Origin of the sequence: Rhizobium sp. TH2, from assembly GCF_024707525.1 — a bacterium.
Classification (GTDB): Bacteria; Pseudomonadota; Alphaproteobacteria; order Rhizobiales; family Rhizobiaceae; genus Rhizobium_E.
Map to the genome: position 1 here is coordinate 5,653,406 of NZ_CP062231.1, position 22,887 is coordinate 5,676,292.

The 22,887-nt window shown below is 62.1% G+C and carries 21 protein-coding genes; 5 read left to right on the plus strand and 16 right to left on the minus strand.

What is annotated here, in order from left to right; genetic code table 11:
• Window positions 1–15: 15 nt before the first annotated feature.
• Genes bktB through IHQ71_RS27730 form a run of 8 tightly spaced genes read right to left on the minus strand, consistent with a single transcriptional unit; the run spans window position 16 to window position 8,817 of the window.
• Window positions 16–1,197, minus strand: coding sequence for a beta-ketothiolase BktB (bktB, locus tag IHQ71_RS27695; protein ID WP_258159609.1), 1,182 nt, complete (start codon window positions 1,195–1,197; stop codon window positions 16–18).
• A gap of 40 nt (window positions 1,198–1,237) precedes the next feature.
• Window positions 1,238–2,011 carry an enoyl-CoA hydratase-related protein gene (locus IHQ71_RS27700; RefSeq protein ID WP_258159610.1) on the minus strand — a complete coding sequence of 258 codons (774 nt, stop codon included), beginning with the start codon at window positions 2,009–2,011 and terminating at the stop codon, window positions 1,238–1,240.
• Window positions 2,004–2,600: a 2-hydroxychromene-2-carboxylate isomerase gene (locus IHQ71_RS27705; protein WP_258159611.1), complete on the minus strand. Its 597-nt coding sequence runs from the start codon at window positions 2,598–2,600 to the stop codon at window positions 2,004–2,006. The genes IHQ71_RS27700 and IHQ71_RS27705 overlap by 8 nt, the downstream gene beginning before the upstream one ends.
• A gap of 10 nt (window positions 2,601–2,610) precedes the next feature.
• Entirely contained in the window at window positions 2,611–4,218 is a 1,608-nt protein-coding gene (locus tag IHQ71_RS27710) for an acyl-CoA carboxylase subunit beta (RefSeq protein ID WP_258159612.1), read from the minus strand.
• Between the two features lies 1 nt (window position 4,219).
• Window positions 4,220–4,726 (minus strand): biotin/lipoyl-containing protein, encoded by a 507-nt coding sequence (locus IHQ71_RS27715; RefSeq protein ID WP_258159613.1) that lies wholly within the window; start codon window positions 4,724–4,726, stop codon window positions 4,220–4,222.
• 2 nt (window positions 4,727–4,728) lie between these two features.
• Window positions 4,729–6,219 carry an acetyl/propionyl/methylcrotonyl-CoA carboxylase subunit alpha gene (locus tag IHQ71_RS27720; protein ID WP_258159614.1) on the minus strand — a complete coding sequence of 497 codons (1,491 nt, stop codon included), beginning with the start codon at window positions 6,217–6,219 and terminating at the stop codon, window positions 4,729–4,731.
• Window positions 6,216–8,030, minus strand: coding sequence for an acyclic terpene utilization AtuA family protein (locus IHQ71_RS27725; RefSeq protein ID WP_258159615.1), 1,815 nt, complete (start codon window positions 8,028–8,030; stop codon window positions 6,216–6,218). The genes IHQ71_RS27720 and IHQ71_RS27725 overlap by 4 nt, the downstream gene beginning before the upstream one ends.
• A gap of 4 nt (window positions 8,031–8,034) precedes the next feature.
• Window positions 8,035–8,817, minus strand: a complete 783-nt coding sequence (locus IHQ71_RS27730) for an enoyl-CoA hydratase-related protein (protein ID WP_258159616.1) — start codon at window positions 8,815–8,817, stop codon at window positions 8,035–8,037.
• A gap of 291 nt (window positions 8,818–9,108) precedes the next feature.
• Here IHQ71_RS27730 and IHQ71_RS27735 point away from each other — a divergent pair, with 291 nt between their 5' ends.
• The 5 genes from IHQ71_RS27735 (at window position 9,109) to IHQ71_RS27755 (ending at window position 13,141) form a co-directional block, all read left to right on the plus strand.
• Window positions 9,109–10,323, plus strand: coding sequence for an acyl-CoA dehydrogenase family protein (locus IHQ71_RS27735; protein ID WP_258159617.1), 1,215 nt, complete (start codon window positions 9,109–9,111; stop codon window positions 10,321–10,323).
• Window positions 10,316–11,164, plus strand: coding sequence for an SDR family NAD(P)-dependent oxidoreductase (locus IHQ71_RS27740; RefSeq protein WP_258159618.1), 849 nt, complete (start codon window positions 10,316–10,318; stop codon window positions 11,162–11,164). Before IHQ71_RS27735 ends, IHQ71_RS27740 begins: the two co-directional genes overlap by 8 nt.
• 16 nt (window positions 11,165–11,180) lie before the next feature.
• The gene (locus tag IHQ71_RS27745; protein ID WP_258159619.1) at window positions 11,181–12,179 is read left to right on the plus strand and encodes an NADPH:quinone oxidoreductase family protein; all 999 of its coding nucleotides are present in this window, start codon (window positions 11,181–11,183) and stop codon (window positions 12,177–12,179) included.
• A 77-nt stretch (window positions 12,180–12,256) separates the two neighbouring features.
• Window positions 12,257–12,694 (plus strand): VOC family protein, encoded by a 438-nt coding sequence (locus IHQ71_RS27750; protein WP_258159620.1) that lies wholly within the window; start codon window positions 12,257–12,259, stop codon window positions 12,692–12,694.
• Between the two features lie 3 nt (window positions 12,695–12,697).
• A complete protein-coding gene (locus tag IHQ71_RS27755) occupies window positions 12,698–13,141 on the plus strand; it encodes a PaaI family thioesterase (RefSeq protein ID WP_258159621.1) in 444 nt (147 codons plus the stop codon).
• 7 nt (window positions 13,142–13,148) lie between these two features.
• On the opposite strand, the gene IHQ71_RS27760 is transcribed toward IHQ71_RS27755, so the two are convergent.
• The 8 genes from IHQ71_RS27760 to IHQ71_RS27795 form a co-directional block, all read right to left on the minus strand.
• A complete protein-coding gene (locus IHQ71_RS27760) occupies window positions 13,149–14,645 on the minus strand; it encodes a sugar ABC transporter ATP-binding protein (RefSeq protein WP_258159622.1) in 1,497 nt (498 codons plus the stop codon).
• Window positions 14,645–15,742 carry a hypothetical protein gene (locus IHQ71_RS27765; protein ID WP_258159623.1) on the minus strand — a complete coding sequence of 366 codons (1,098 nt, stop codon included), beginning with the start codon at window positions 15,740–15,742 and terminating at the stop codon, window positions 14,645–14,647. Before IHQ71_RS27765 ends, IHQ71_RS27760 begins: the two co-directional genes overlap by 1 nt.
• Complete coding sequence (locus IHQ71_RS27770; RefSeq protein ID WP_258159624.1) at window positions 15,739–17,859, minus strand: SMP-30/gluconolactonase/LRE family protein; 2,121 nt, start codon at window positions 17,857–17,859, stop codon at window positions 15,739–15,741. Before IHQ71_RS27770 ends, IHQ71_RS27765 begins: the two co-directional genes overlap by 4 nt.
• Window positions 17,860–17,933: 74 nt before the next feature.
• Window positions 17,934–18,956 (minus strand): sugar ABC transporter substrate-binding protein, encoded by a 1,023-nt coding sequence (locus IHQ71_RS27775; protein ID WP_258159625.1) that lies wholly within the window; start codon window positions 18,954–18,956, stop codon window positions 17,934–17,936.
• A 50-nt stretch (window positions 18,957–19,006) separates the two neighbouring features.
• Window positions 19,007–19,975, minus strand: a complete 969-nt coding sequence (locus IHQ71_RS27780) for an ABC transporter permease (RefSeq protein ID WP_258159626.1) — start codon at window positions 19,973–19,975, stop codon at window positions 19,007–19,009.
• A 225-nt stretch (window positions 19,976–20,200) separates the two neighbouring features.
• Window positions 20,201–21,202, minus strand: a complete 1,002-nt coding sequence (locus IHQ71_RS27785; RefSeq protein WP_258159627.1) for a hypothetical protein — start codon at window positions 21,200–21,202, stop codon at window positions 20,201–20,203.
• 15 nt (window positions 21,203–21,217) lie between these two features.
• Window positions 21,218–21,655, minus strand: a complete 438-nt coding sequence (locus IHQ71_RS27790) for a MaoC/PaaZ C-terminal domain-containing protein (RefSeq protein WP_258159628.1) — start codon at window positions 21,653–21,655, stop codon at window positions 21,218–21,220.
• 14 nt (window positions 21,656–21,669) lie between these two features.
• The gene (locus tag IHQ71_RS27795; RefSeq protein ID WP_258159629.1) at window positions 21,670–22,884 is read right to left on the minus strand and encodes an acyl-CoA dehydrogenase family protein; all 1,215 of its coding nucleotides are present in this window, start codon (window positions 22,882–22,884) and stop codon (window positions 21,670–21,672) included.
• Window positions 22,885–22,887: the final 3 nt, after the last annotated feature.

Below are 22,887 nucleotides of genomic sequence, written 5' to 3' on the forward strand. Positions count from 1 at the left end.
AGGCGAAGCTGAAAATCACACACGTTCGATGGCAAGCGCAATACCCTGGCCGCCGCCAATGCACAGTGTGATCAGCGCCGTGCGGCCGCCCGTGCGCTTGAGATAATGCAGCGCCTTGATGGTCAGGATCGCACCGGTCGCGCCGACGGGATGGCCGAGCGCAATCGCCCCGCCATCCGGATTGGTCTTTTCAGGGTCGAATTCCAAGGCGCGGGACACGGCCAGCGCCTGCGCCGCAAAGGCCTCGTTGGATTCGACCACGTGGAAATCACCGACGCGCAGGCCGGTCTTCTCCAGCAGCGCGCGGACGGCCGGGATCGGGCCGATCCCCATCTCGCCGGGTTCGACGCCGGCATGCGCGTAGCCGATGATGCGGGCGAGCGGCTTGAGGCCGTCGCGCTCCACTCGGCTCCCGCTTGCCAGCACCAGCGCCGCGGCACCGTCGTTGATCCCGGACGCATTGCCGGCGGTCACCGAGCCATCCTTCTTAAACACGGTGCGCAGCTTGGCCAGTTCCTCGAGTGTCGTATCCGGCTTGTTGTGCTCATCCGCATAGAAGCTCACCGTATTGCGGCCCTTGCTGACCTCGATCGGCAGGATCTGTTCCCTGAAATGACCTGCTGCGATCGCTTTCGCCGCGCGGATCTGGCTCGCATAGGCGAAGGCGTCCTGGTCGTCGCGGCTGATGCCGTATTTCGCGGCGACATTCTCCGCCGTCACGCCCATGATGCCATTGCCGAACGGGTCGGTAAGAATGCCGGTCAGGACATCGACCACGGTGAAATCGCCCATCTTCTGGCCAAACCGGGTCGGCCGCATATTGTGCGGCGACCGGCTCATCACTTCGGAGCCGCCCGCGACGGCGATCTCGGCATCGCCGAGCATCACGCTTTGCGCCGCCGAGACGATCGCCTGCACGCCGCTGCCGCACAGCCGGTTGACATTCATCGCCGGCACCGATTTCGGAATGCCCGCATCGATCGCAGCCACGCGCGCCAGATAGGCATCGCGCGGCTCCGTGGGAATGACATTGCCGAACACGACATGCCCGACCTGATCGCCCGCGACCGATGCACGGCTGAGAGCCTCTGTCACCACCGCCGCGCCGAGTTTCGTCGGCGTCTCGCCGGCAAGCGCGCCGCCGAACGTACCGATCGCGGTGCGAACGCCCGAAAGGATGAAAACGCTCAGTGTCATGGGTCGCCCCTCCAATACCTTGATATAATCGCCCGGGACGTTATGTGCCCGATTTGCGCGCGAAGAATGCCGCGATTTCTTTCTGAACCGCTTCCGACCGGCCCGCGATGCCCTGAAGATCACGCTCAAGTCCGAGCTGCTCGTCCATGCCGAAATCGGACGCGGCCGTCACCAGCCGCTTGGTCGCAGCCACCGCATCGGGGTCGAGGCCGGAGAGTTTCGCGGCAATCGTGATCGCCGCGTTCATCAGCAGGTCGTCGTCATGAACTTCCCAGACCAGCCCCCATTCTAGCGCCTTCGCGGCGCTGATCCGGTCGCCGAGCAGCATCATCGGCATGGCGCGGGCGCGGCCAATGATCCGCGGCAGGAACAGCGTGTTGCCCGCATCCGGCACCAGCGCGATGTTGACGAAGGGCTCGTAGAAATAGGCGGACCGCGCGACAAGCACGATATCACCGGCGAGCGCCAGGCCGATCGCGGCACCCGCACAGGGTCCATTGACCGCCGTGACAACAGGCAGCCGGCTTTCGCGCATCGCCTTGATCAGCGGGTTGAAATGCGTCTCCAGCACGTGGTCGAGCGCAGGCACTTCATCCGGCGTGATCTGCGCCAGGTCATAGCCGGCGCCGAAGGCCCGCCCGTTCCCGGTCAATATCACGGCACGGACATTCGCATCCGCCGACGCCTCGGCGAGCGCCGCGCGCAATTCGTTCGCCGTCTGGTCGCGGAATGCATTGAGGCGCGATGGACGGTTGATCGCGATCGTCGCGATATGCCCGTTGATATCGAGCGTCACGTCCTCGTAGTCAGCCATTGCGAAGTCTCCACTTGACCTGCGGCAGCCGGTCCGCCCCGAAGAAGGGTTCGCCATCGACAAGGAAGAAGGGCGAGCCGATCACCTGGTCGGCGATAGCCTGATCAACACGAGCGGCAAGCAGTTCCCGGCCTCGCGGTCCGTTCATCGCCTCCTCGGCAGTCTGGCTATCGATTCCATGGCGTAAGGCAATCTCGATGACATGATCCTTGTTAGTAATATCGCCGTCCTCCTGGAAGAACGACTGGAAGATGCCAAGGCCGAATTGTCGCGCCAATGCTCCATCCCGCTCCGCGATCGTCAGATAGAGCCGCGTCGCGAGATGGGCCGATGCCGGCAACCGCGTGGGATGGCGGTAGGGTACGCCGAAATATTCAGCCGAACGCCGCATGTCGGTGACGAGATAGTCTTTCTTCGCCGGAACATCCATCGGCGCGGAAATACCGAGTTGCTTGAACACCGCCCATATCAGCACCGGCCGCCACTCCACCGTGCGGCCCGCTTCGCGGGCGATTTCCTCGATGCCATCCAGCGTGAAATACGCATAGGGAGAGGCGAAATCCATGTAGAAGATGATCGGCGCCGCCATCGCTGCCGCCTCAGAACCGGAAGACGCCATAGCCCGGATCCCCGAGCGGCGCGTTGAGCGATGCCGAGATCGCGACGCCGAGCGCGTTACGCGTATCGACCGGATCGATAATGCCGTCGTCCCACAGTTCCGAGGTCGAATAATAGGACGACAGCTGTTCCTGATAGGCCTTGCGCGTCGTCTCCCAGAGTTTGTCGATGTCCTCCCGATTGACCGCATCGCCATTGCGCTTGAGCTGGTTGACCTTGATCTCGGCCAGCGTATTGGCGGCTTGGTCGCCGCCCATCACGCCGATCTGGTGGTTGGGCCAAGTGAACAGCATGCGGCCATCGAAGGCGCGGCCGCACATGCCGTAATTGCCGGCGCCGAAGGAGCCGTTGCACATCACGGTAAACTTCGGTACCCGGCTGCAGGATTGCGCCATGATCATCTTGGCGCCGTCCTTGGTGATGCCCTTACGCTCATATTCGCGGCCGATCATGTAGCCGGTGATGTTCTGCAGGAACACCAGCGGCGTGTTGTTCTGATTGCAGAGCTCGATGAAATGCGCGCCCTTGAGCGAGGAATCGTTGAACAGCACGCCATTGTTGGCGAGGATGCCGACCTTGTAGCCCCAGATATTGGCATAGCCGCAGACCAGCGACGTGCCGTAGTTCGGCTGGTATTCATGGAACCGGCTGCCATCGACGATACGGGCGACGATCTCCCGCATGTCGAACTGCTTCTTGATGTCGTCGGCGAGGATGCCGTAGATTTCCTGCGGATCGTAGGCCGGCTCCTCCGGCGTCTCGCGCTGGATATGCCACTTCTGCGCCCGATCCCACTGGGACACGATCTCGCGGCCGATATGGATCGCCTCTTCCTCCGTTGCCGCTGGATAATCGACGGTGCCGGAGACGCTTGTATGCATGTCGGCGCCGCCGAGTTCCTCGACCGTGACGTCCTCGCCGGTCGCGGCGCGCACCAGCGGCGGGCCGCCGAGGAACACGGCGCCCGTACCGCGCACGATAACGCTGTAGTCGGACAGCGCCGGGATGTAAGCGCCACCCGCCGTGCAATGACCGAACACCAGCGCCAACTGCTTGACGCCCATCTTCGACAGAATCGACTGGTTGCGGAAAATGCGCCCGGCCATGTATTTGTCCGGGAAGACCTCGGACTGCAATTGCAGGAAGCCGCCGCCGGAATCGCAGAGATGGATCACCGGCAGCCGGTTCTCGATGGCGATGTCCAGCGCGCGGACGATCTTTTTCGCCGTCAGCGGATACCAGGCGCCGCCCTTGATGGTCGAATCGTCGGCGCGGATCATCACCTCCCGGCCCGACACGACACCGATGCCGGCGATGCAGCTGGCCGATGGCGACTCGCCGTCATAAGCCATGTTCGCCGCGAGCGATGAGATCTCCAGAAAAGGCGTGCCCGGGTCGAGCAGCTTTTCGATCCGCTGGCGCGGCGTCATCTTGCCCTGCTTCAGCAGCCGGTCGAGATCGCGCTGCGGCCGGCTATGCCGCGCCTCGTCCTGCTTGCGCCTGAATTCGGCGACCAGCCCACGGTTATACTCGTCATTCCTGCGGAAATCGGCGCTCGAGGTGCTGACGTTTGATTGAATGCGTCGCATGTTACTGCCCTTCTCCCGAGACATCCTCGAAGCGCACGACGACCTCGTCCTTATCGAATGTCTCTCCCTCGCGGCGGAGGATTTCAGCGATCACGCCATCGCGGGGCGCGGTCAGCGCCGTCTGCAATTTCATGCTCTCGATAGTGAGTATGGTTTCGCCACGAGAAACGCTGTCACCGACGCTCTTCTGGATCGAGACCACCGATCCCGGCATCGGCGCGCGGATCTGGCTGGCGCTCGCACCGCTATTGACCGCCTCCGAACGCGGATCGACCAGTGTCACCTCGATCGTCCGTCCACCGAAGCGGATGATCTGACTCTTGGCGGTATGGGCACGCGCGATACGGAGTGGCTTGCCGCCGATCTCCAGCGTATGACGGCCGCTATCGACGCTGCCGGGCTCGTTGACCTCATGCTCGCGCCCATCGATGCGGATGACCAGATGCGGCCGTCGCCTGACGATCTCGACGAGATGCCGTTCGCCTTCAAGATCGAGTTTGAAGGTCATTGTCAGTTTCTCCAGTAGCCGATTGAGGCATGCGGCTCGGGCAGACCGAAGGCGATGTCGCGGAATTCCTTGAAGCCGAGCGCCGCTGCGATCAGCGCCTTGTCGAGCTCCTCGGTGGTGAGCTTGGCCGTCGCAAGGTCTCCCGCATATTGCGGAATGAAGCCGGTATGCAGCTCGCCGGCCACGAAGGCCGGATGGCCGACCACCCGGATCAGGTAGTCGGTGTTGGTCTTGACGCCGAGAATTTCCAGATCCTTCAGCGCCTCGATCGTGTTGGCGATCGCCGCGTCGCGGTCGGCGCCATGCGCGACCAGCTTCGCCAGCATCGGATCGAAATCCGTCGTCACCTTCTGCCCGCTGTCGAGCGCATTCTCGAAGCGCAGATGCGGTCCCTCGGGCACGCCAAGATAATCGATCGAGCCGGTTTCCGGCATGAAATTGCTGTCCGGATCCTCGGCGCAGATGCGGCACTCGATGGAATGTCCGTTCGCCCGCACCTGATCCTGCGTCAGCGGCAGGCCGAAATCCGCCGCAATCTCGATCTGCGCCTTGACCAGATCGAGCCCGGTAATCATCTCGGTCACGGGATGCTCGACCTGCAGCCGCGTGTTCATCTCGAGGAAGAAGAAGCGGCCATCGGCGCCCAGTATATATTCCACCGTGCCGGCATTCTTGTAGTTCGCGGCGGCTGCGAGGCGTACGGCTGATGCGCAGATCTCGTCACGAAGTGCCGCCGGCAGGTTGGCCGCCGGCGCCTCCTCGATGATCTTCTGGAACCGCCGCTGCACCGAGCATTCCCGCTCCATAAGATGGATGGCGTTGCCCTTGCCATCGCCGAGCACCTGCACCTCGATATGCCTGGGCTTTTCGACATAGACCTCGGCATAGACGCGACCATCGTTGAAATAGCGCTGTGCCTCGCTGGCCGCGATGCGCGCGGCTTCCTTCAGTTGCGACGCCTCGCGCACGATGCTCATGCCCTTGCCGCCGCCGCCGGCAGCCGCCTTGATCAATAGGGGGAAACCGATCTTCTCGGCCGCCGCGGCAAAGGCGTCAAGATCGTCGGTCGGCATAACGGAGGGCGCCACCGGCACGCCGCGCTCCTCGGCGAAATTCCGGGCCGAGATCTTGTCGCCCATCAGGCTGATCGTATCAGCCGAGGGGCCGATGAAGGTGATGCCCGCATCGGCGACGGCCTGGGCAAAGCCCGCATTCTCCGAGAGAAAGCCGTAGCCCGGATGGATCGCATCGGCGCCGCAGTGAAGTGCCGCCTTGATGATCTGCGGCCCGTCTAGATGTGCTGCGACCGGCGAGGCGCCTTCCAGCTCGATCGCTTCGAATGCAAGCCGCACATGCTTCGCCCGCTTTTCCACGCGGTGATGCACCGCGACGGAGGCGATGCCGAGTTCATTGAGCGTGCGGATGACGCGCACCGCGATCTCGCCGCGATTGGCGATGAGGATTTTCTTGAATGGCAAGGCCCGAGCAGTCATGCTGATACTTTCCGTCCGTTCCGCTGGCCGTTATCCTCAAGCAAGCGCACCGGCACCGCGACCGGCATGTCCATGAGAATCTGCGCCAGCGCCTTGCCCTGCGGATCGTTGCGCAGCGATGCCACGCCGCCGCCGCCAAGCGCGTTTTCCATCACGAAGTTAAAGCCGGTGAGCCCCGGCCACTCGAACCGCGTGACCTTGCCGCGCAGAATGTGCTGGAAATACTGGCCGACCGCCTGCTCGGTGAGAGCGCGACGGATGATCGGCACAAACTTCTCGTCGCGGGCGATGACGCCGATATTGGCGGTATCGCCCTTATCGCCGCTACGGCCATGTGCGATGCGGATCAGCGGGACATTGGCTACCGCCCCCGTGGGAATTTCTTGGCTTTGAAGCGGGTGCTCGACTAGAGCCTCTCCGCTTCCCGGGTCGGGCTGGAAGATCGCAATCGTGCGCGCTTCGTCGCCGAACACGATGCGCACCTGCACATCCGACTTGTCGGTCAGGAACGAAAACAGCCGTATCACCGGCTGCGGCTCCGGCCGTCCGCCGGCGAAGCCCGTCAGCCCCTGCGCCATGGCCGTCGCTGCGGGATAGATTTCCCGGCCGAAAATCTGCAATGCGTCCTTCGAGCCATGCCGCACGGCGATGCGAAGAATAACCTCGCGGGCGTCGCCATGGGCGGCCTGCGCGCCATAGCTGAATTCACTGCCGATCACCTCTAACGCGCGCTCGGTGAAATCGGCAAACCCCGCCTCGTGCATCAGCCGCGACGAACGCTTCAGGATCGCCCGGCCAACCGCCTCGGCTTTGGCCACCGCTTCTCGGCCGGCGATCATCATGGTTGCGGCGGAGCGATAGCCGTCGGCATAGGTCGCGCAGACCTTGTAGGTACTGGTCGGCGCGCGACCCTTGGCGCCCGTCACGCGCACCCGGTCCGGACCGCTCGCTGCCAGCGTCACCATCGAGAAATCGCAGGTCACATCAGGCAGCAGGTAGCTCCGGGGATCTCCGACCTCGTAGACGACCTGCTCGGCCACGGTCTCGGGCGTCACCGCGCCACCGGTGTCCTCCGGCTTGGTGATCTCGAACGTTCCGTCGGCTCGGCATTCGGCGATTGGGAAACCCATCCGGTCCCAGTCCTCGGCGACGTCACGCCAGTCGGTGAACACGCCACCCGTGGTCTGCGCGCCGCACTCGATGATATGGCCGGCTAGGCTGCCCGCAGCCAGCAGGTCGAAATCATCTTCCTTCCAGCCGAATTCATGGATCAGCGGTCCGAGCACGACCGCCGAATCCACGCACCGTCCGGTCAGCACGATATCGGCGCCGAGATCGAGCGCGCGGGCGATCGGGAAGGCGCCGAGATAGGCATTGACGCTGGTGAGCTTCGCCGGCATCGGCTCGCCAGAGAACATCTCGGTGACGCCGCGCGCCTGGAACTCCCCGGCGCGATCGGTGAGATCGTCGCCGAGCACGACTGCGACGCTCAGATCGACGCCCAGTTCCTTGAACAGGGCCACCAGCGCATCGCGGCAGGCCTCGGGATTGACGCCGCCGGCATTGGTCACCACGCGGATCTTCTTCGCCTTGATCTGAGCCGCCAGCGGCTTCATCACCGTGGTGACGAAATCCGTCGCATAGCCGAGTTCGGGCTTCTGGGCCTTCATGCGGGTCAGGATCGACATGGTGATCTCGGCGAGATAATCCATGACGAGGTAATCGACGCCGGCCTTGACGAGTTGCTCCGGCCCCTCCGGACTGTCGCCCCAGAAGCCGGCGCCGCAACCGATCTTGACGATGCTCTTCACGTCTCTACTCCGCCGTCCAGTTGGGTGCGCGCTTTTCGTTGAAGGCGGCAAAGCCCTCCTTCGCATCCCCGGTGCGCGCCATGTTGACCAGCATGAACTGCGCATATTCGAGCGCGTTGGCCATGCTCATTTCCCTGATATTGCGCAGGCCCTGCTTGCCGAGCCGGATGCCGGTGGGCGACTTGCCGGTGACGCGGTCGAGCAGCCAGCTCACCTTGGCGTCGAGTTCCGCACCCGGCACGGCGTAATTGATGATGCCCGCCGCCTTCGCCTCCGCGCCGGTGATCGGCTCGCCTGTCAGGCACAGTTCCATCAGCAGCCGGTTGGGCAGGTTGCGCAGCAGGAAGGGCAGGATCATCATGGGGAAGAGCCCGACCTTGACCTCGGAGACGCCGAGCAGGGCATCCTCTCGCGCCACGACGAGATCGCAAGCGCAGAGCAGGCCGAAACCGCCCGCCAGCGCATGGCCATTGATGCGGCCGATGATCGGCAGCGAGCACCGCTCCATCCGCGTCAGCAGGCCGGCGACGTAATGCCTGGGGTTGGCGGGATCGATGGTGAAGGGCGTTCCATCGGCGGCCGGCTGCAGATCGCCGCCGGCGCAGAATGCCTTTTCGCCCGCACCCGTCAGCACCACGGCGCGGATGTCGCGGTTTGCTTCGGCCGCGTCCAACGCGGAGATGATTGCGGACGCCACGCTCTCGTTCAGCGCGTTTCGCCGCTCTTCGCGGTCGATCATGATCGACAGGACGGCGCCGTCGCGCTCTGTTCTGACCGGAACCTTCAAGATGATCCTCCAGGACTATGGCCGAGTCTCGTTCCGCCTCGACTTTTCGTTCCCGGAGATAATGATTGCAATTCATCAAGACTGTCAAGACATGCGTTCAAATTCGGTGACAAGAAGATGGAGAATTTCTGCCTCCAAGGAAATTTCGTTGAATATGTTATGTATTTTTTACCCCATAGTTTATGACTTTCGATATTGACGAATTAGATGAAAACAGTTCATTATCGCCACACAAGTTACCCGAAAGTCCGGCAGCGGATTTCGACGAACACTGGAAGGCAGGGAGGAACCATGACTGCCAGTCTCAAGAACGATTTCGCCGCATCGGCGTTCGACCTGACGCCCGACCAGCAGGAGATACTGGACCAGGCCGACAAGTTCGCGCACGGCGAGCTCTATCCCCTCTCTGAGCGGATGGATAACGAGGAGTGGTGGCCGGAGCATGCCTTTCCCAAGATCGGCGATGCGGGCTATTTCGGCGTCACGGTGCCGGAGGAATATGGCGGCGTCGGGCTCGACCTCGTCTCCGCCGGCCTCGTGCTGCAGGGTTTCTCGCGCTGGAATCATGCGATGGCGCTCGCTGTCGTGGCGCATGACAACCTCTGCGCCAACAATATCTACCGCAACGGCAACGAGGAACAGCGCCGCAAATATCTGCCCGGCTTGTGCTCGGGCCGGAAGATCGGTGCGCTGGGCCTGACCGAGCCCGGCGCCGGCTCGGATGCGCTCGGCTCGATGCGCACCACAGCCCGCCGCGATGGCGACCACTATGTGCTGAATGGCTCGAAAATCTACATCACCAACGGCCCTGTCGCCGATGTCCTGCTGGTCTACGCCAAGACCGACAAGGAGAAGGGCGCACACGGAATTTCCGCCTTCATCGTCGAAAAGGATTTTCCCGGCTTCAAGGTGGCGCAGAAGCTGATCAAGATGGGTTATCGCGGCAGCCAGACGGCGGAGCTGGTGTTCGAGGATTGCCGCGTGCCGGCCGAAAATCTTGTCGGCGGCGAGAATCGCGGTGTGTCCGTGGTCATGAGCGGTCTCGATCTCGAGCGTGCGATGATTTCGCCGCTCTGCCTCGGCATCGCCGAACGCGCGCTGGAACTCTCGATCGATTATGCCCAGACGCGCCAGCAATTCGGCAAGCCCATCGGCTCGTTCCAGATGGTGCAATCCATGCTCGCCGAAATGTACGTGCTGGTCGAGACCATGCGCAGCTTCACCTATAAGACGCTTGCCGCGGCAGCCCCATTGGAGATTGGCGAGGGCGGGCGCGGCGATATCCACATGCTGACGGCGGCATCGGTGATGTATGCCGCCAATTCCGTCAACGCGGTGCTCGACAAGGCGGTGCAGATTCATGGCGGATCGGGGTATATCTGGGAATCGGAGATCAACCGGCTGTTCCGCTCCACCAAGCTTCTCGAGATCGGCGCCGGCACGACGGAGGTCCGCAAGATGATCATTGCGGGCGAACTCCTGAAAGGAATGAAGCGCAATGGCTGAGAAGGAATTCGGCCTGGACGACGACGCCCTCGCGATCCACCCCACTGTCTATGGGCCGGAGGCGTTCAAGGGCAAGACCGTGCTCATATCGGGCGGCGCCGGCGGCATCGGCCGTGCCACGGCCTGGCTGCTCGGCCGTCTCGGCGCGCGCATCATCATAGCCGGCCGCAGCGAAGCCAAGCTCGCATCCGCAGTCGTAGCGATGACCGCGCGCGGACTGCACGTCACGTCGCAGACGGTCGATATCAGGGAGCCGGAAAGCGTCGCGGCGCTTTATGCGGCGATTGCCGAGTCCGGCGGCTTCGATATTCTGGTCAACAGCGCGGGCGGCCAGTTCCCGCAAGCCGCGATCGATTTCTCGGTCAAGGGCTGGAACACTGTCGTCAATACCAATCTCAACGGCACCTGGCACATGATGCAGGGTGCCGGGAGGCACTGGCGCGACACCGGCAGGCCGGGCAGCATCGTCACCATCGTCGTCGTCACCGGCCATGGATTGCATGGCGTGGCGCATACGATTGCCGCGCGCTCCGGCGTCATCGGACTTTCCCGGGCGCTGGCCGTGGAATGGGCGCCGCACAATATCCGGGTCAATTGCATCGCCCCCGGCGTCATCGAGACGCCAGGCTGGAAAGTCTATGACGAGAAGGCCGTCGAGGCCTATCCCAAGTCCAATCCCATGATGCGCAACGGCACGACCTGGGATGTGGCCGAGGCCTGCGCCTATCTCGGTGGGTCGGCGGCGGCCTATGTCACCGGCGAGGTGGTGCATGTGGCAGGCGGCGCCCAATTGTGGGGCGAGACCTGGACGATCGACAAGCCGGATTACTTCAAGGTGTGACGCAGCGAGGAACGAGATGAAAGCCATCCTCAGCCGCATTGCCGGCGGTCCGGAATCCCTGACGATCGAGGAGATCGACGAACCCATGCCCGGACCCGGCCAGATTGTGGTGTCGGTGGCGGCGGTGGGCGCCAACTTCCCCGACTCGCTGATTATCTCCGACCGCTACCAGCATAAGCCAGCGCGCCCGTTCTCTCCCGGCGGCGAGATCTCGGGTGTGGTCTCGGCCGTCGGCGAAGATGTCGAGGATTTCGCGATCGGTGACCGCGTGCTGGCGATGATCATCTGGGGCGGGCTCGCCGAGAAAGTCGCCGTCGATGCCTGGCGCTGCTCGAAGTTACCCGATGCCATGCCCTTCGACGAGGCCGCCGCATTCATCCTGACCTACGGCACGTCCTATCACGCGCTGGTTGATCGTGCGCGATTGCAGCCGGGCGAGACCTTGCTGGTGCTCGGCGCCTCGGGGGGCGTCGGGCTGGCGGCGGTGGAGATCGGAAAAGCGCTTGGCGCGCGGGTCATCGCGGCAGCCTCGACGGACGAGAAGATGGCGCTTGCTATCGAGCGCGGCGCGACGGATGGTGTCGTCTACGGTTCCGACCCGGACGACACGACCGTGCAACGCGCACTCGCCGCGAAATTCAAGGCCGTCTGCGGCGAGGGCGGATTTGATGTGATCTACGATCCGGTTGGCGGCGGCTATTCGGAGCCGGCCTTGCGCAGCATCGCTTGGCTCGGCCGCTATCTCGTGGTCGGCTTCCCCGCCGGTATCGCCAAGATCCCGCTCAACCTGCCGCTTCTCAAGGGCTGCGATATCCTGGGCATCTTCTGGGGATCGGCGATGGAGCGAGATCCCGTGCGGCATCGCACTGCGGTCGAGGCGCTTTTCGCGCTTTACGCCGAGGGCAAGGTGCGGCCCACGATCTCGAAACATTATCCGTTCGAAGAAAGCGCTCAGGCTATCATCGACCTCGCTTCCCGAAAGGCAACCGGCAAGCTGGTGATAACCATTCCATGACGGACGCGCCCGCACTCCATGGCAATGATCAGCGGGCGAGCGAGCTCCAGAACGTCTAGCGCTTCTTCCACATCAATGTGAACTGCTCGAATTTCGATGTCTCGCTCGCCTTCTACCAAAGGCTGGGCTTCAAGGTCGTGCTGGAATTCGACGAGGAGATGACCTTTGGCGAGACGGGCCTCGGCCCCATCCTTCGCCTGCCGGATGATTGCGACGGACGCGCGGCACTTCTCGCCCTTAGCGACCAGCCGGGCGCGCTGCGACTCGACCTGATCGAATGGAAAAAACCCATCGTGAACGATGGGCCAGCTCCAAATCTCGCGCGACGGGGTTTCGGCCGCATTTGCCTCAAAGTGCTGGATACGGACCGGCTTCATCGCGAGCTGATCGATGCCGGCCACATGCCCTACACGCCGCCGGGTCGGATCCGTCTTGGTGGTTCCAATATCAAGATATTCTGTGTCGAAGACCCGGATGGCGTGGTTCTCGAATTCATGGAATTTATCAAGGACTAGCCGATGATCGCACGAAATGAACCGCCACCCTCCTATGCCGAGACCGAAGAGCTTCTGAGAGACAGCGGCTGGTCGATCATCCACATCTCCCCGTTCTCGGACCTCGTCGGGCCCGCCTGGAAGCGCGATGGCGAGCACCGCTTCGCCTTCGTCATGAAGGAAAAGCACGACAATTCGCTGGGCCGCGCGCATGGCGGCATGATCATGAGCTTCTGCGACGATGGTCTGGGCGTAACCGCACGCGTGCCGCATCCGGGCAAGCACCTGCTGACGATCAGCTTCGAGTGCAAGTTCATCTCGGGCCCGAAACTCGGCGAACTGGTCGAGCTTCAATGCGAGATCGTCAAGGCGACGACCACGCTCTCCTTCGTTCGCGGCACCTGCATGGTCGGCAGCCGGGTTGTCGCCGACGCCTCGGGTATCTGGAAGGCTGTATCCAGGGCGTGACCTTTCGTCAGTGCACGGCCGCATACATGATCTTGTCCTCGGTCGCCTCCTCGGGCGCGAATTCCTCGACCACGCGGCCGGACCGGCAGACGAGGATCCGGTCCGAAATGTTGAGGATCTCCGGCAGGTAGGACGAGATCACCATGACCGCGAGGCCCTCATCGGCGAGCTTGTTGATGAACTGGTGGATTTCCGCGATCGCGCCGACATCGACGCCGCGCGTCGGTTCGTCGAAGATGATGATCCTCGGCCTCTGCACCAGTGATTTCGAGATCACCACCTTCTGCTGGTTGCCGCCCGAGAGTTCGATGACGCGCGCATTGCTGTTGATGGCGCGGATGTTGAGTGTCTTCGTCCACTCGTCGGCAAGCGTCTTCATCTCCGTCATGCTGACCACGACGCCCTTGCTCTGGCCTGCGGCGAGCGCGCCCATATGCAGATTCTCGGCGATCGTCATGGTCTCGAAGAATCCCTCGATCTTGCGGTCCTCGGTGACATAGACGATGCCATCCTGCACCGCCTGGCGCGGCACCCGGTAGCGCACCGCCTTGTCGCGCAGATGGATTTCGCCACCGTTGAAGAAATTGCGCTTCACCACGCCGGCGATGATCTTCGCCGTCTCCGTCCGGCCCGATCCGATCAGCCCGAACATGCCGGTGATCTGCCCGGAATAGATCGAAAACGAGGTGTTCTTGACGATATTGCCCATCGACAGGTTCTGCACGCTCAGCACCTTGTCGCCGACCTCGCGCGCGCCGCTGCCGCTATGCTTGCGATAGAGCGCATTCGAAAGCGAGCGCCCGACCATCGCGCGGATGATCTTGTCGCGGTCGAAGGCCGAGGTCACGTCGCTCGCCACCAGTTCGCCGTCGCGCAGGATGGTGATCCGGTCGGCGATCTGTAGCGCCTCCTCGATGGCATGCGAGATGAAGATGATCGACACACCCCGCTGCTTCAGCCGGGCGATCAGCGCAAAAAAGTGATGCTTCTCCTCCGGCGTCAGCGACGCCGTGGGCTCGTCAAAAATGATGACGCGGACATTTTTCCGCACCGCGCGCGCGATCTCGACCATCTGCTTGTGGGCGGCACCAAGGCCGGAGACGATCGCGGTCGGATTGACGTTGAAATTCAGCGACTGGAGAAACGTCTGCGCCGCGATATTGAGGCCGCGAATGCGATTGAACAGCTTTTCGTCGCCGAGATAGAGGTTCTGCGCCACGGTCATCGAGGGCACCAGGCTGGTTTCCTGAAACACCATGGCGACACCATTGTCGAGCGCTTCGGATGGTGTGTTGAATGTGACGGGCTTGCCGTCGAACAGCATCTCGCCCGACGTCGGCTGAGTCACGCCGCACATCATCTTGGTCAGCGTCGATTTGCCCGCACCGTTCTCGCCAAGCAGGGCGTGAACTTCGCCCGGTTGCAGCGTGAAGCTGACCTTGGTCACGGCGGGAACACTGCGATATTCCTTGGTGACCTCGCGCATTTCGATCAGGGGCTGCATCAGTGTTCTCCCAACTGGTCACGCGCGACGCTTCTGGCATTCGGATCGAGCAGCAGGATCGCATCACCGCCTTTGCTGGCAACCAGCAGGCCCGCCGTCGTTTCCACACATTGTGTCACCCCATGGCGGGTGCCATCGGCGCGGCTGTGATAGCCCATGACGGGGCGAAACTGCCTGTCGAGACGAGCGACCAGCCCATAAGAGCGCGACGGCGCCCAGGGCTTCAGCATGCCGAAATGTTTTTGCGCACCGCCCTGCAATGGTTCGAGGAAGGTGGCCGATGGCTTCAAAGTCGGCGCTGCCCAGTATTCCGCTGGAACTTCCGTCATCATGCGCCGCAGGAATTCCGGTTCGCGCTGGATGAATTCGATGATCTGGTTGCGCGGCGCAAAGATCGACAGCCAGAAGCCGTCGCCCGCGTCCCGCGTGATCCGGGCCGGATAGCCGGGCAGATCGTCGAGAACGGGCGTCACGGCCGAAGCTTCGCCGACGATCACTAGACGGTTCCGCCAGCTTTCGGAGACCGCGAGCTTCCCATCAGACGTCACCACGATCCCATAGGGCCAGGAGAGTTTGTCCGCGACGCGTTTTGCCTCGCCGGTTTTCAGGTTGATGCGTTGCACGGTGCCCGTGGCGCCACGCTGCATCAAGTCGGGCTTCCATTCGTCGGCCGAATGGCTGGTCGAGCCCTGGGTTATTGCCAGCTCCGTCTCCGAGACGAAAGTCATTGCCGTGACGCAACGAACACGTGGCAGCTTGCCGGTCTCGCCAGCCTCGATGCGGATCTCGCCATCGGCAAGTGCCACCGCCAGCATGCCGTTTGGAGACAGCGCAATGGCCGTGATGTCACTGGCATATTCGTGGGCGACAGTGGTTGTCTTGGCCAATACGTCGAGGCTCAACACCTGCCGTCCCGCCGCGATGAACGTCCGCTGGCCGTTCGTGGCGATGTCCTCAGGCGCCGTGATGTCGAGGAGAACAGGCGCTTCCTCGAGCAGCCGGTTCGGGCGCAACGCACCATCCATCGGCGGCACGGTCACGGCGGCTTCGCCGGCACCGCGGAAATTGTCCCAGGTTCGTTTCAACGCACCAATCACGCTGGCGTCCCCCAATATTCCCTGAACGAGGTCCAGTTCGGGTCGGCGCCGGAAAGCGCGATCCGGCCCACCCGGTTGTTGTAGATGCCGCCGAGATAGAGATAGCCCTTGTGCTCGCGGATCGAGGTGATCATCGGATGGTTGTCGCCAGCCCGATCCCACAGCACGTCGAGGATATTGCCCTGGGCGTCGAACTTGATCACGCAGCCGGTATTCATGTTGGGGTAGAGCCAGTCGTCGCGGCCGACCTTCTGCACCATGCGGCGGCGAAAGTCGGGCATGCGCAGCGCCAGATCGAAGACCGGCGAACGCATGCCGCAAAGCGCGCACCAGTAATTGCCGTCCGAGGCGCGGTTGATATTGTCAGGATAGCCCGGCAGGTTTTCGATGATGACTTCGCGCTGGCCCTTCTTCGGCCCGTCGAAATACCATCGGGTGATGCGGCAGCCCCAGGTCTCGGCGTAGAGCAGCGATTGCCCGTTCTTCTCGACGCAAATGCCGTTCGGCAGTTGCAGGCTCGGCAGCACGGTGCGGGAGGAATCGTCCTTGGGATCGTAACAGATGATGCGGCCATTGCCGCGTGCTTCCAGCCCGTCGATCACCCAGTCATACATCTCGTAGCGGATCGTCGCTTCGGAGAAGAACACCCGCCCGTCCGGCGCGATATCCAGATCGTCGGCCAGCCGCAGGCGGGAATCGTCGATCACCGACAGGAACGTCCGGTTGGTCTCGTCGGAGAGCTTGGTCACCTCGCCAGCCGGCGAAATCCGGAACAGGCCCATGCCGCCGACGCAGGTATGAAGATTGCCCTGCTTGTCGAATGCCAGCCCCAGCGGATGGCCACCGATGTGGGCGAAGACCTCCGATCGCGTGTAGTCGGGCGCGAACAGCCGCATGATATCGCCGTGCCGGCTGCCGCAATACATGTTGTCGTCCCTGTCGAACGTCATGTCTTCAGGGCCGTCGAGCACGCCGAGGCCTATCGCCTGGACGCCGTGCAGCCTGTCGTTCAGCGCATAGTCCGAACCCGACCCTTCGGCCGTGGCTGGCAGCGGCGGCAGCTTGAAATAGGTCGGCGAGACATAGGCGCGGGCGAGCAGCTTGTGGCGGTTCTTGACCCAGCGCACATCGATGGCGACGGCGAGCAGCAATATGCCGCCGAGGATCAGCGAACTGGTGCCGCTGGTCAGGCCCATGCGGATAAGACTGTTCTGCACCAGCAGGATGATGACGGCGCCGAGCATCGCCTTGACCACCGAACCACGGCCGCCGCCCAGGCTGATGCCACCGAGCACAACCGCTGTCAGCATCGTAACTTCAAGCCCTTTTCCGACATCTGTTCCGGCGCTCGACAGCCGCGCCGCGTAAAAGGTCGATGACAACCCGGTCAACACGCCCGACAGCACATAAGTGATGCAGACCGTGCGTTTGACCTTGATGCCGGCATTGTAGGCCGAGCGGCGCGAACCGCCCACCGCCATCACGTGCCAGCCGAATTTCATGCGCGTGAGAACGATATGACCGGCGATTGCAATGAATGCCGCGACGAACAGGCTGGATGGAATGCCGAAGACACTGCCGATGGCCATGAATTCCCAACTGGCCGAGGCGTTGAACCCGCTGCTGATGATCTGACCGTAGTCCAGGAGACCCTGCTCCACGACGGCACGAACGATGATCAGCGTCACAAGTGTGGTCAAGAATGCCCGCATGCCGAGATAGCCAATCAGCAGACCGTTAACGAGCCCGATCAGGCCGCCCAGCAGCATGATCATGGGGATGCCGAGCGCGAGATTGAGTTCCATCGAGTTGATCAGCATCAGTGCCGCAAGATTGCACAGTGCGAATGTCGAGCCGACGGAAAGGTCGATGCCGCCGGCCATCATGACGAAGGTGATGCCGATAATGATGATGAGGTATTCGCCGTAAATCTGGGCGATGTCGGAAAGGTTGGATCCGGCCAGCCATCCCGGCAGCTCAATGCTGAAAAACGTCAGCACCGCCGCGAGGAAAACGACCGGTATCAGGGTGTCGATCCAGGTCTTGGCAAGGATTTCGCCGACGACGTGATCGGGAACAAGCCGATAGCGCCAGCGTGTCCAGGTTTCCGAGGCCATGAATAAACTCCGAGGTCGATTATGAAACGGCCAGCACCATTTCCAGTGCTGGCCTGCTTTGAGCATGGCTCTCGTCAGCCGCCGCTGGCCTTCATCTCATCCAGCGTCCAGCAGGACGTCGCTGTAAGGTTGTCCTTGGTGATGACCTTCAGCGGCGTGTAGAGCGCAAAGGGAGCACTTCCCGGCACCGGCTTGGTCTCAAGCAGGATTTTCACGGCAGCATTGAGATCGCGTGCCTGGCCTGGAACATCGTACGAGATGTAGACATCGAAGCTGCCGTTCTCGACATTCTTGCAAGCCGCGTCCCGGGTTCCGCCGCCCGAAGACACGAAGTAGATCTGGTCCTGCATGTTGGCTTCCCGGATCGCTGCCGCGGTACCGGTGTCCTGGCCGTCCCACACTCCGAGAATTCCGCAGAGATCGGGATTCTGCTTGAGAATCGTCGACGTGATCGCCTTGGCCTTTGCCGGATCGAAGTCCGCCGACTGCTTGGCGACGATCTGGATTTCCGGATGCTGCGCGAAGACATCCTCAAATGCCATATTGCCGATGACGATCGTCGGCGTTGCCGCCTGGCCGGTCACGATGGCGATCTTGCCGTTCTTGCCGGAGTCCTTGCCGCATGCCTTGACGATGGCTTCGGCCTGCTGACGGCCGAGGTCGTACCAGTCGGCGCCAACATAGGCGTCGCCATTGGTGATCGACTTCAGATTGACCTGAATGACATTGATACCCGCCTTCATCGCCTTCGGCACCAGGCGATTGTAGGCCTGCTGGTCGAGCGGATGCAGTATCAGCACATCGGGCTTGTCGGCGATGAAGCCGTTCACCGCCTGAACACCGGCTTCGACGTTCCAGTTCGGGTCGCGGATGTCAACGGTGTAGCCAAGCGCCTCGGCCTGGTTCTGCATGCCCGCATTCCAGCCTTCGGTCAGGTCGAAACCCATTGACAGAGGCACGAAGGCGACGCGCTTGCCCTTGAGTGCTTCATAATAGGCCTTCGACTGGCCGTCGTCATAGGGATCGGCCATGACGGGTGAAAGCGATGCTGCAAGCGTAATCGTAGCCGCGAATGCGGTCGTTAAAAGCCTTCTCATGAAAGTCCTCCACTCGTTGAGTTAGCAATAATTCCAGAGGTATCGATCGCTCAGATATCTCCATGTTGGGCAGTCTGTTCGTCACGCGGGTTGAGAAGCGTGTCCACGACGATCGCAGCCAGGAGAATCACGCTCTTTAGGATGTTCTGCATCGTGTAGGTCAGGTTCATGATCGTCATGCCGTTGAGAAGAATGCCGATCAGCAGCGTGCCCACCACGACATTGCGGATACCGCCCTTTCCTCCCGAAAGACCGATGCCGCCGAGCACCACGACGAGAATGACATCGTAGACCATGGTGGAGAGTGCCACGCGCGTATTCATGCCCGACACCGCGGTGGCCATCACGATCCCGGCAATCAGCGCGATGACCGAGATCAGGACATATTGAACCACCATCATCGGCCGCGTCGGGATACCCGTGATGCGCGCCGTCAGAGGATTGTCGCCCATGCCGTAAATGAAGCGGCCGGGCTTGAGATAGCGCAGGAACAGGTAGGCAAGCAGGCCGATCACCGCGAAGACGATCACCGGCATCGGCACATCAAGCACCCGGCCGCTGCCAAGCAGAAACAACCAGCCGCTGACATCGTCTATATAAACCGCATCGATCGGCACGAGGATCGACTTGCCGAAACCATAGACCACGATGCCCATGGCAAGCGTCGCGAAGATCGCGGGAATTTCGACATAGGCGATCAGGATGCCATTGACGATGCCGACCAGCGCCGCAAAGCCGAGCGCCAGCAGGAAGGCGAGCGATATCGGCATGCCGTTGTTATAAAGCGTCAGCATCCAGGCGACTGACATGCCCATGGTCGAGACCATCGACAGGTCGATGCCGCGCCCAATGATCGCCAGCGCCATGCCGATGCCGAGAATGCCGAGGATCGACACGTTCTGGACCAGCGAGAGCAGGTTGGAAGGCTGCCAGAAGCCGTTCAGCGTCATCGAGAAGACGACGAAAAGCACGACGGCGATGGCAAAGACGATCCGCTCCTGATTGAGCTGGTGAAGCATTCCAAGATCCTCCCGGCGAGCGGCTTTTCCTCCTGCCGATCACAAATGAATTATATTCACTGTTTGCCAAAATTGTCAACGAACAAGCCGTTGAGAGATTGGGCTTTTATCGCAGATTTCTTCTTAAATCTCGTTCATTCTCGCTGTATTGGCTCGGCAGCGTCCAAGATATCGGAAATGAATTCAACTCATCAAAAGCTCTCATTCGTCACGAATTCTTTCCGGTCAGAGCGGATAGCCCGCCAGCCCGTCATTCTCGATGCGTTCGATATATTCCGTCATGCCGTAACCCTGTCTGTCGTCCCAGGTGAACCGCGTGAAGCCTTCCGCGATTCGCGAAACGAGAATGTCGTCGCCGGCCTTCCGGCGGTTGCGAAGCGGCGCGAGCTTGATGATCTCGGCGCCGATAACAGCCGCCCGTTTGGCCGTCCGCACGCCGATCTTCACGCGCGACGGATCGGCCTTGTCAGTCCAATCGGTCACGACATCCATGTCGATGATCTCTTCATATTGGCCATCGACCAGCAGCACGCCCTCGCGGCGCGACGCGCCGTTGGCATCGGTGATCTTGAGCAGCATGAAGCCGTCGCCATTGGTGAAATTGCCGATGAACAGCCGGTAGCAATAGATCGCCTGCCAGTAGCGCGGTCCCCAGGAATGGTCGCGCCAGCCGCGGCCGTCGATCTCCCAGTGCTCGGCACCAACTTCGATGAAGCCCTTGGCGCGGCTGTGCTGGTTGAAATGGCCAAGCGAGAAATCGCGGCCGTACATGGTCTGGACCTGATCGTTGGCGGGTTCGCCGCCATGGACCGGCGATTCCGCCACATGCACCCAATGCACATGGGCGGGCAAGCGCTGGCCATTGGCGAACAGCGTCCGCGGATCGCGCAATTGGTCGGGATCCTCGGCGATGATCACATCGCCGCGATAGGTCATGCCGACGCTTTTCAAGGGGTCGACGACTTCATAGGTGATCCCGCCGGCCTCGAACCTGTCGTTCTTCTCGATCCTCGGCCGCTGGAACTGGCAGGCGATGCGGCCGTCGGGAAGGTAGAGGCAGACCGAGAGTTCGGCATGGCCCTCGTTCACCCGGTTGCCGAGCCGCATCCAGCCGCCAACGGGGGAGGCGGAATTGAAGGCGTTGGTATAGACGCTTTCGTTGAAATTGACCGACTGGTCCGGCTGGTGCGGGAATTCGTGCTCGGCGCGCATGATGTACTTGTTCACGTCAAATCTCCCGCCTCAGTCCGCCCGCACGATCACGCGCATCGTGCCGCGCTGGATCGTTTCGTCGCGATGATTGAGCACCTCGAAAGCATAGGTCGCGAGGTTGCGGCCGGGCTTCGAGGTGGGGCGGACTTCCTCGACCACCACGCGGGAATGAATGGTGTCGCCGAGCTTCACCACACCCATGAAATCCCAGTTGAGGTTGACCATGCCGATCACCCGCTCGCCGAAGATACCGGTATGGGTCGAAAGCCCGATCGCCGCAGCCATCGTGTGCGGGCCATGTGCAATTCGCGTTCCATGCTGCGTGGTCTTGGCAAATGTCTCGTCGATGTGGATCGGCGTGAAATCGCCCGTCAGGCCAGCGAAAATCGAGATGTCGCCTTCACCGATGGTGCGGGAGGCCGTGGTGACCGTCAATCCGGGTTCGATGGGCCGTGAAATGTTGGACATGGTCGATCCTGCTTTCAGAGAGTTTCGGAATGACGGACGAGTTCAGCCCGTGCCAGTGCTTCGCGATGGACCTCGTCCGGTCCATCGCCGATCCGGAGGAACCGGGTTTCGGCGAAGGCTTCGGCGAGAAAGAAATCCTGGCTCAACCCGCCGCCGCCATGGGCCTGGATCGCCCGGTCGATGATCTGACCAGTGGCGGTCGGCACAACGATCTTGGCCACCGCGATGTCGTTGCGCGCTGCCTTGTTGCCGAAACGGTCCATCGCCCAGGCGGCCTTCAGCGTCACGAGCCGCGCCTGTTCGAGTTCGCAGCGCGACTGGCCTATCACCTGCCGCAGTCCGCCCATATCGGCCAGTCTCGAGCCGAAGGCCGTCCGTTTCAGCGCTCGCTGGCACATGATCTCGATGGCGCGCTCGGCGAGCCCGATGAAGCGCATGCAATGGTGGATACGTCCCGGCCCGAGCCGGCCCTGCGCGATCTCGAAGCCGCGGCCTTCGCCAAGCAGCATGTTCTCGACCGGCACCCGCACATTCTCGAACACCACTTCGGCGTGGCCGAGCGGCGGATGCTCATAACCATAGACGCGGAGCGGCCGCTCGACCGTCACACCAGGCGTATCCATCGGCACCAGGATCATCGATTGCTGCTTGTGCTTGGCAGCATCAGGATCGCTCTTGCCCATCACGATCGCGACCTTGCAGGCCGAGTTCATCGCGCCGGTGATCCACCATTTGCGGCCGTTGACCACATAGGCGTCCCCGTCGCGAATGATGGCCGTCTCGATATTGGTGGCGTCGGAGGAGGCCACCCTGGGCTCGGTCATCGCAAAGCAGGAGCGGATTTCGCCCTCGAGCAGCGGCTTCAGCCAGCGCGCCTTCTGCGCCTCGGTGCCATACATGGAGAGGATCTCCATGTTGCCGACATCCGGCGCGTTGCAATTGAATATTTCCGGCGCCGCCAGCGATCGGCCCAGTATTTCGCAGAGATGGGTATATTCGTAATTGGAGAGGCCCTGGCCCTCCGGGCCGTGACTGTAGAACAGGTTCCACAGGCCTTCGGCTCTCGCCTTCTTCTTCAGTTCCGCCGTCAGCGGATGGGGGGTGAAGCGGCTCTCGCCGCGCTTGTGCTCGTCGAGAAGTTCCCGCTCATTGGGATAGACATGCACCTGCATGAAGGCTGTGAGCTTTTCCTTCAACGCCGCCGTCTTGTCCGATAGTTCCACAAACATTGT

Bases quoted from the DNA above. Each gene is read 5' to 3' on its own strand.
- IHQ71_RS27745 (WP_258159619.1), top strand. From the start codon at position 11,181: ATGAAAGCCATCCTCAGCCGCATTGCCGGCGGTCCGGAATCCCTGACG.
- IHQ71_RS27740 (WP_258159618.1), top strand. From the start codon at position 10,316: ATGGCTGAGAAGGAATTCGGCCTGGACGACGACGCCCTCGCGATCCAC.
- IHQ71_RS27720 (WP_258159614.1), bottom strand. From the start codon at position 6,219: ATGACTGCTCGGGCCTTGCCATTCAAGAAAATCCTCATCGCCAATCGC.
- IHQ71_RS27700 (WP_258159610.1), bottom strand. From the start codon at position 2,011: ATGGCTGACTACGAGGACGTGACGCTCGATATCAACGGGCATATCGCG.
- bktB (WP_258159609.1), bottom strand. From the start codon at position 1,197: ATGACACTGAGCGTTTTCATCCTTTCGGGCGTTCGCACCGCGATCGGT.
- IHQ71_RS27710 (WP_258159612.1), bottom strand. From the start codon at position 4,218: ATGCGACGCATTCAATCAAACGTCAGCACCTCGAGCGCCGATTTCCGC.
- IHQ71_RS27760 (WP_258159622.1), bottom strand. From the start codon at position 14,645: ATGCAGCCCCTGATCGAAATGCGCGAGGTCACCAAGGAATATCGCAGT.
- IHQ71_RS27790 (WP_258159628.1), bottom strand. From the start codon at position 21,655: ATGTCCAACATTTCACGGCCCATCGAACCCGGATTGACGGTCACCACG.
- IHQ71_RS27770 (WP_258159624.1), bottom strand. From the start codon at position 17,859: ATGGCCTCGGAAACCTGGACACGCTGGCGCTATCGGCTTGTTCCCGAT.
- IHQ71_RS27780 (WP_258159626.1), bottom strand. From the start codon at position 19,975: ATGCTTCACCAGCTCAATCAGGAGCGGATCGTCTTTGCCATCGCCGTC.
- IHQ71_RS27795 (WP_258159629.1), bottom strand. From the start codon at position 22,884: ATGTTTGTGGAACTATCGGACAAGACGGCGGCGTTGAAGGAAAAGCTC.
- IHQ71_RS27715 (WP_258159613.1), bottom strand. From the start codon at position 4,726: ATGACCTTCAAACTCGATCTTGAAGGCGAACGGCATCTCGTCGAGATC.
- IHQ71_RS27755 (WP_258159621.1), top strand. From the start codon at position 12,698: ATGATCGCACGAAATGAACCGCCACCCTCCTATGCCGAGACCGAAGAG.
- IHQ71_RS27705 (WP_258159611.1), bottom strand. From the start codon at position 2,600: ATGGCGGCGCCGATCATCTTCTACATGGATTTCGCCTCTCCCTATGCG.
- IHQ71_RS27735 (WP_258159617.1), top strand. From the start codon at position 9,109: ATGACTGCCAGTCTCAAGAACGATTTCGCCGCATCGGCGTTCGACCTG.
- IHQ71_RS27775 (WP_258159625.1), bottom strand. From the start codon at position 18,956: ATGAGAAGGCTTTTAACGACCGCATTCGCGGCTACGATTACGCTTGCA.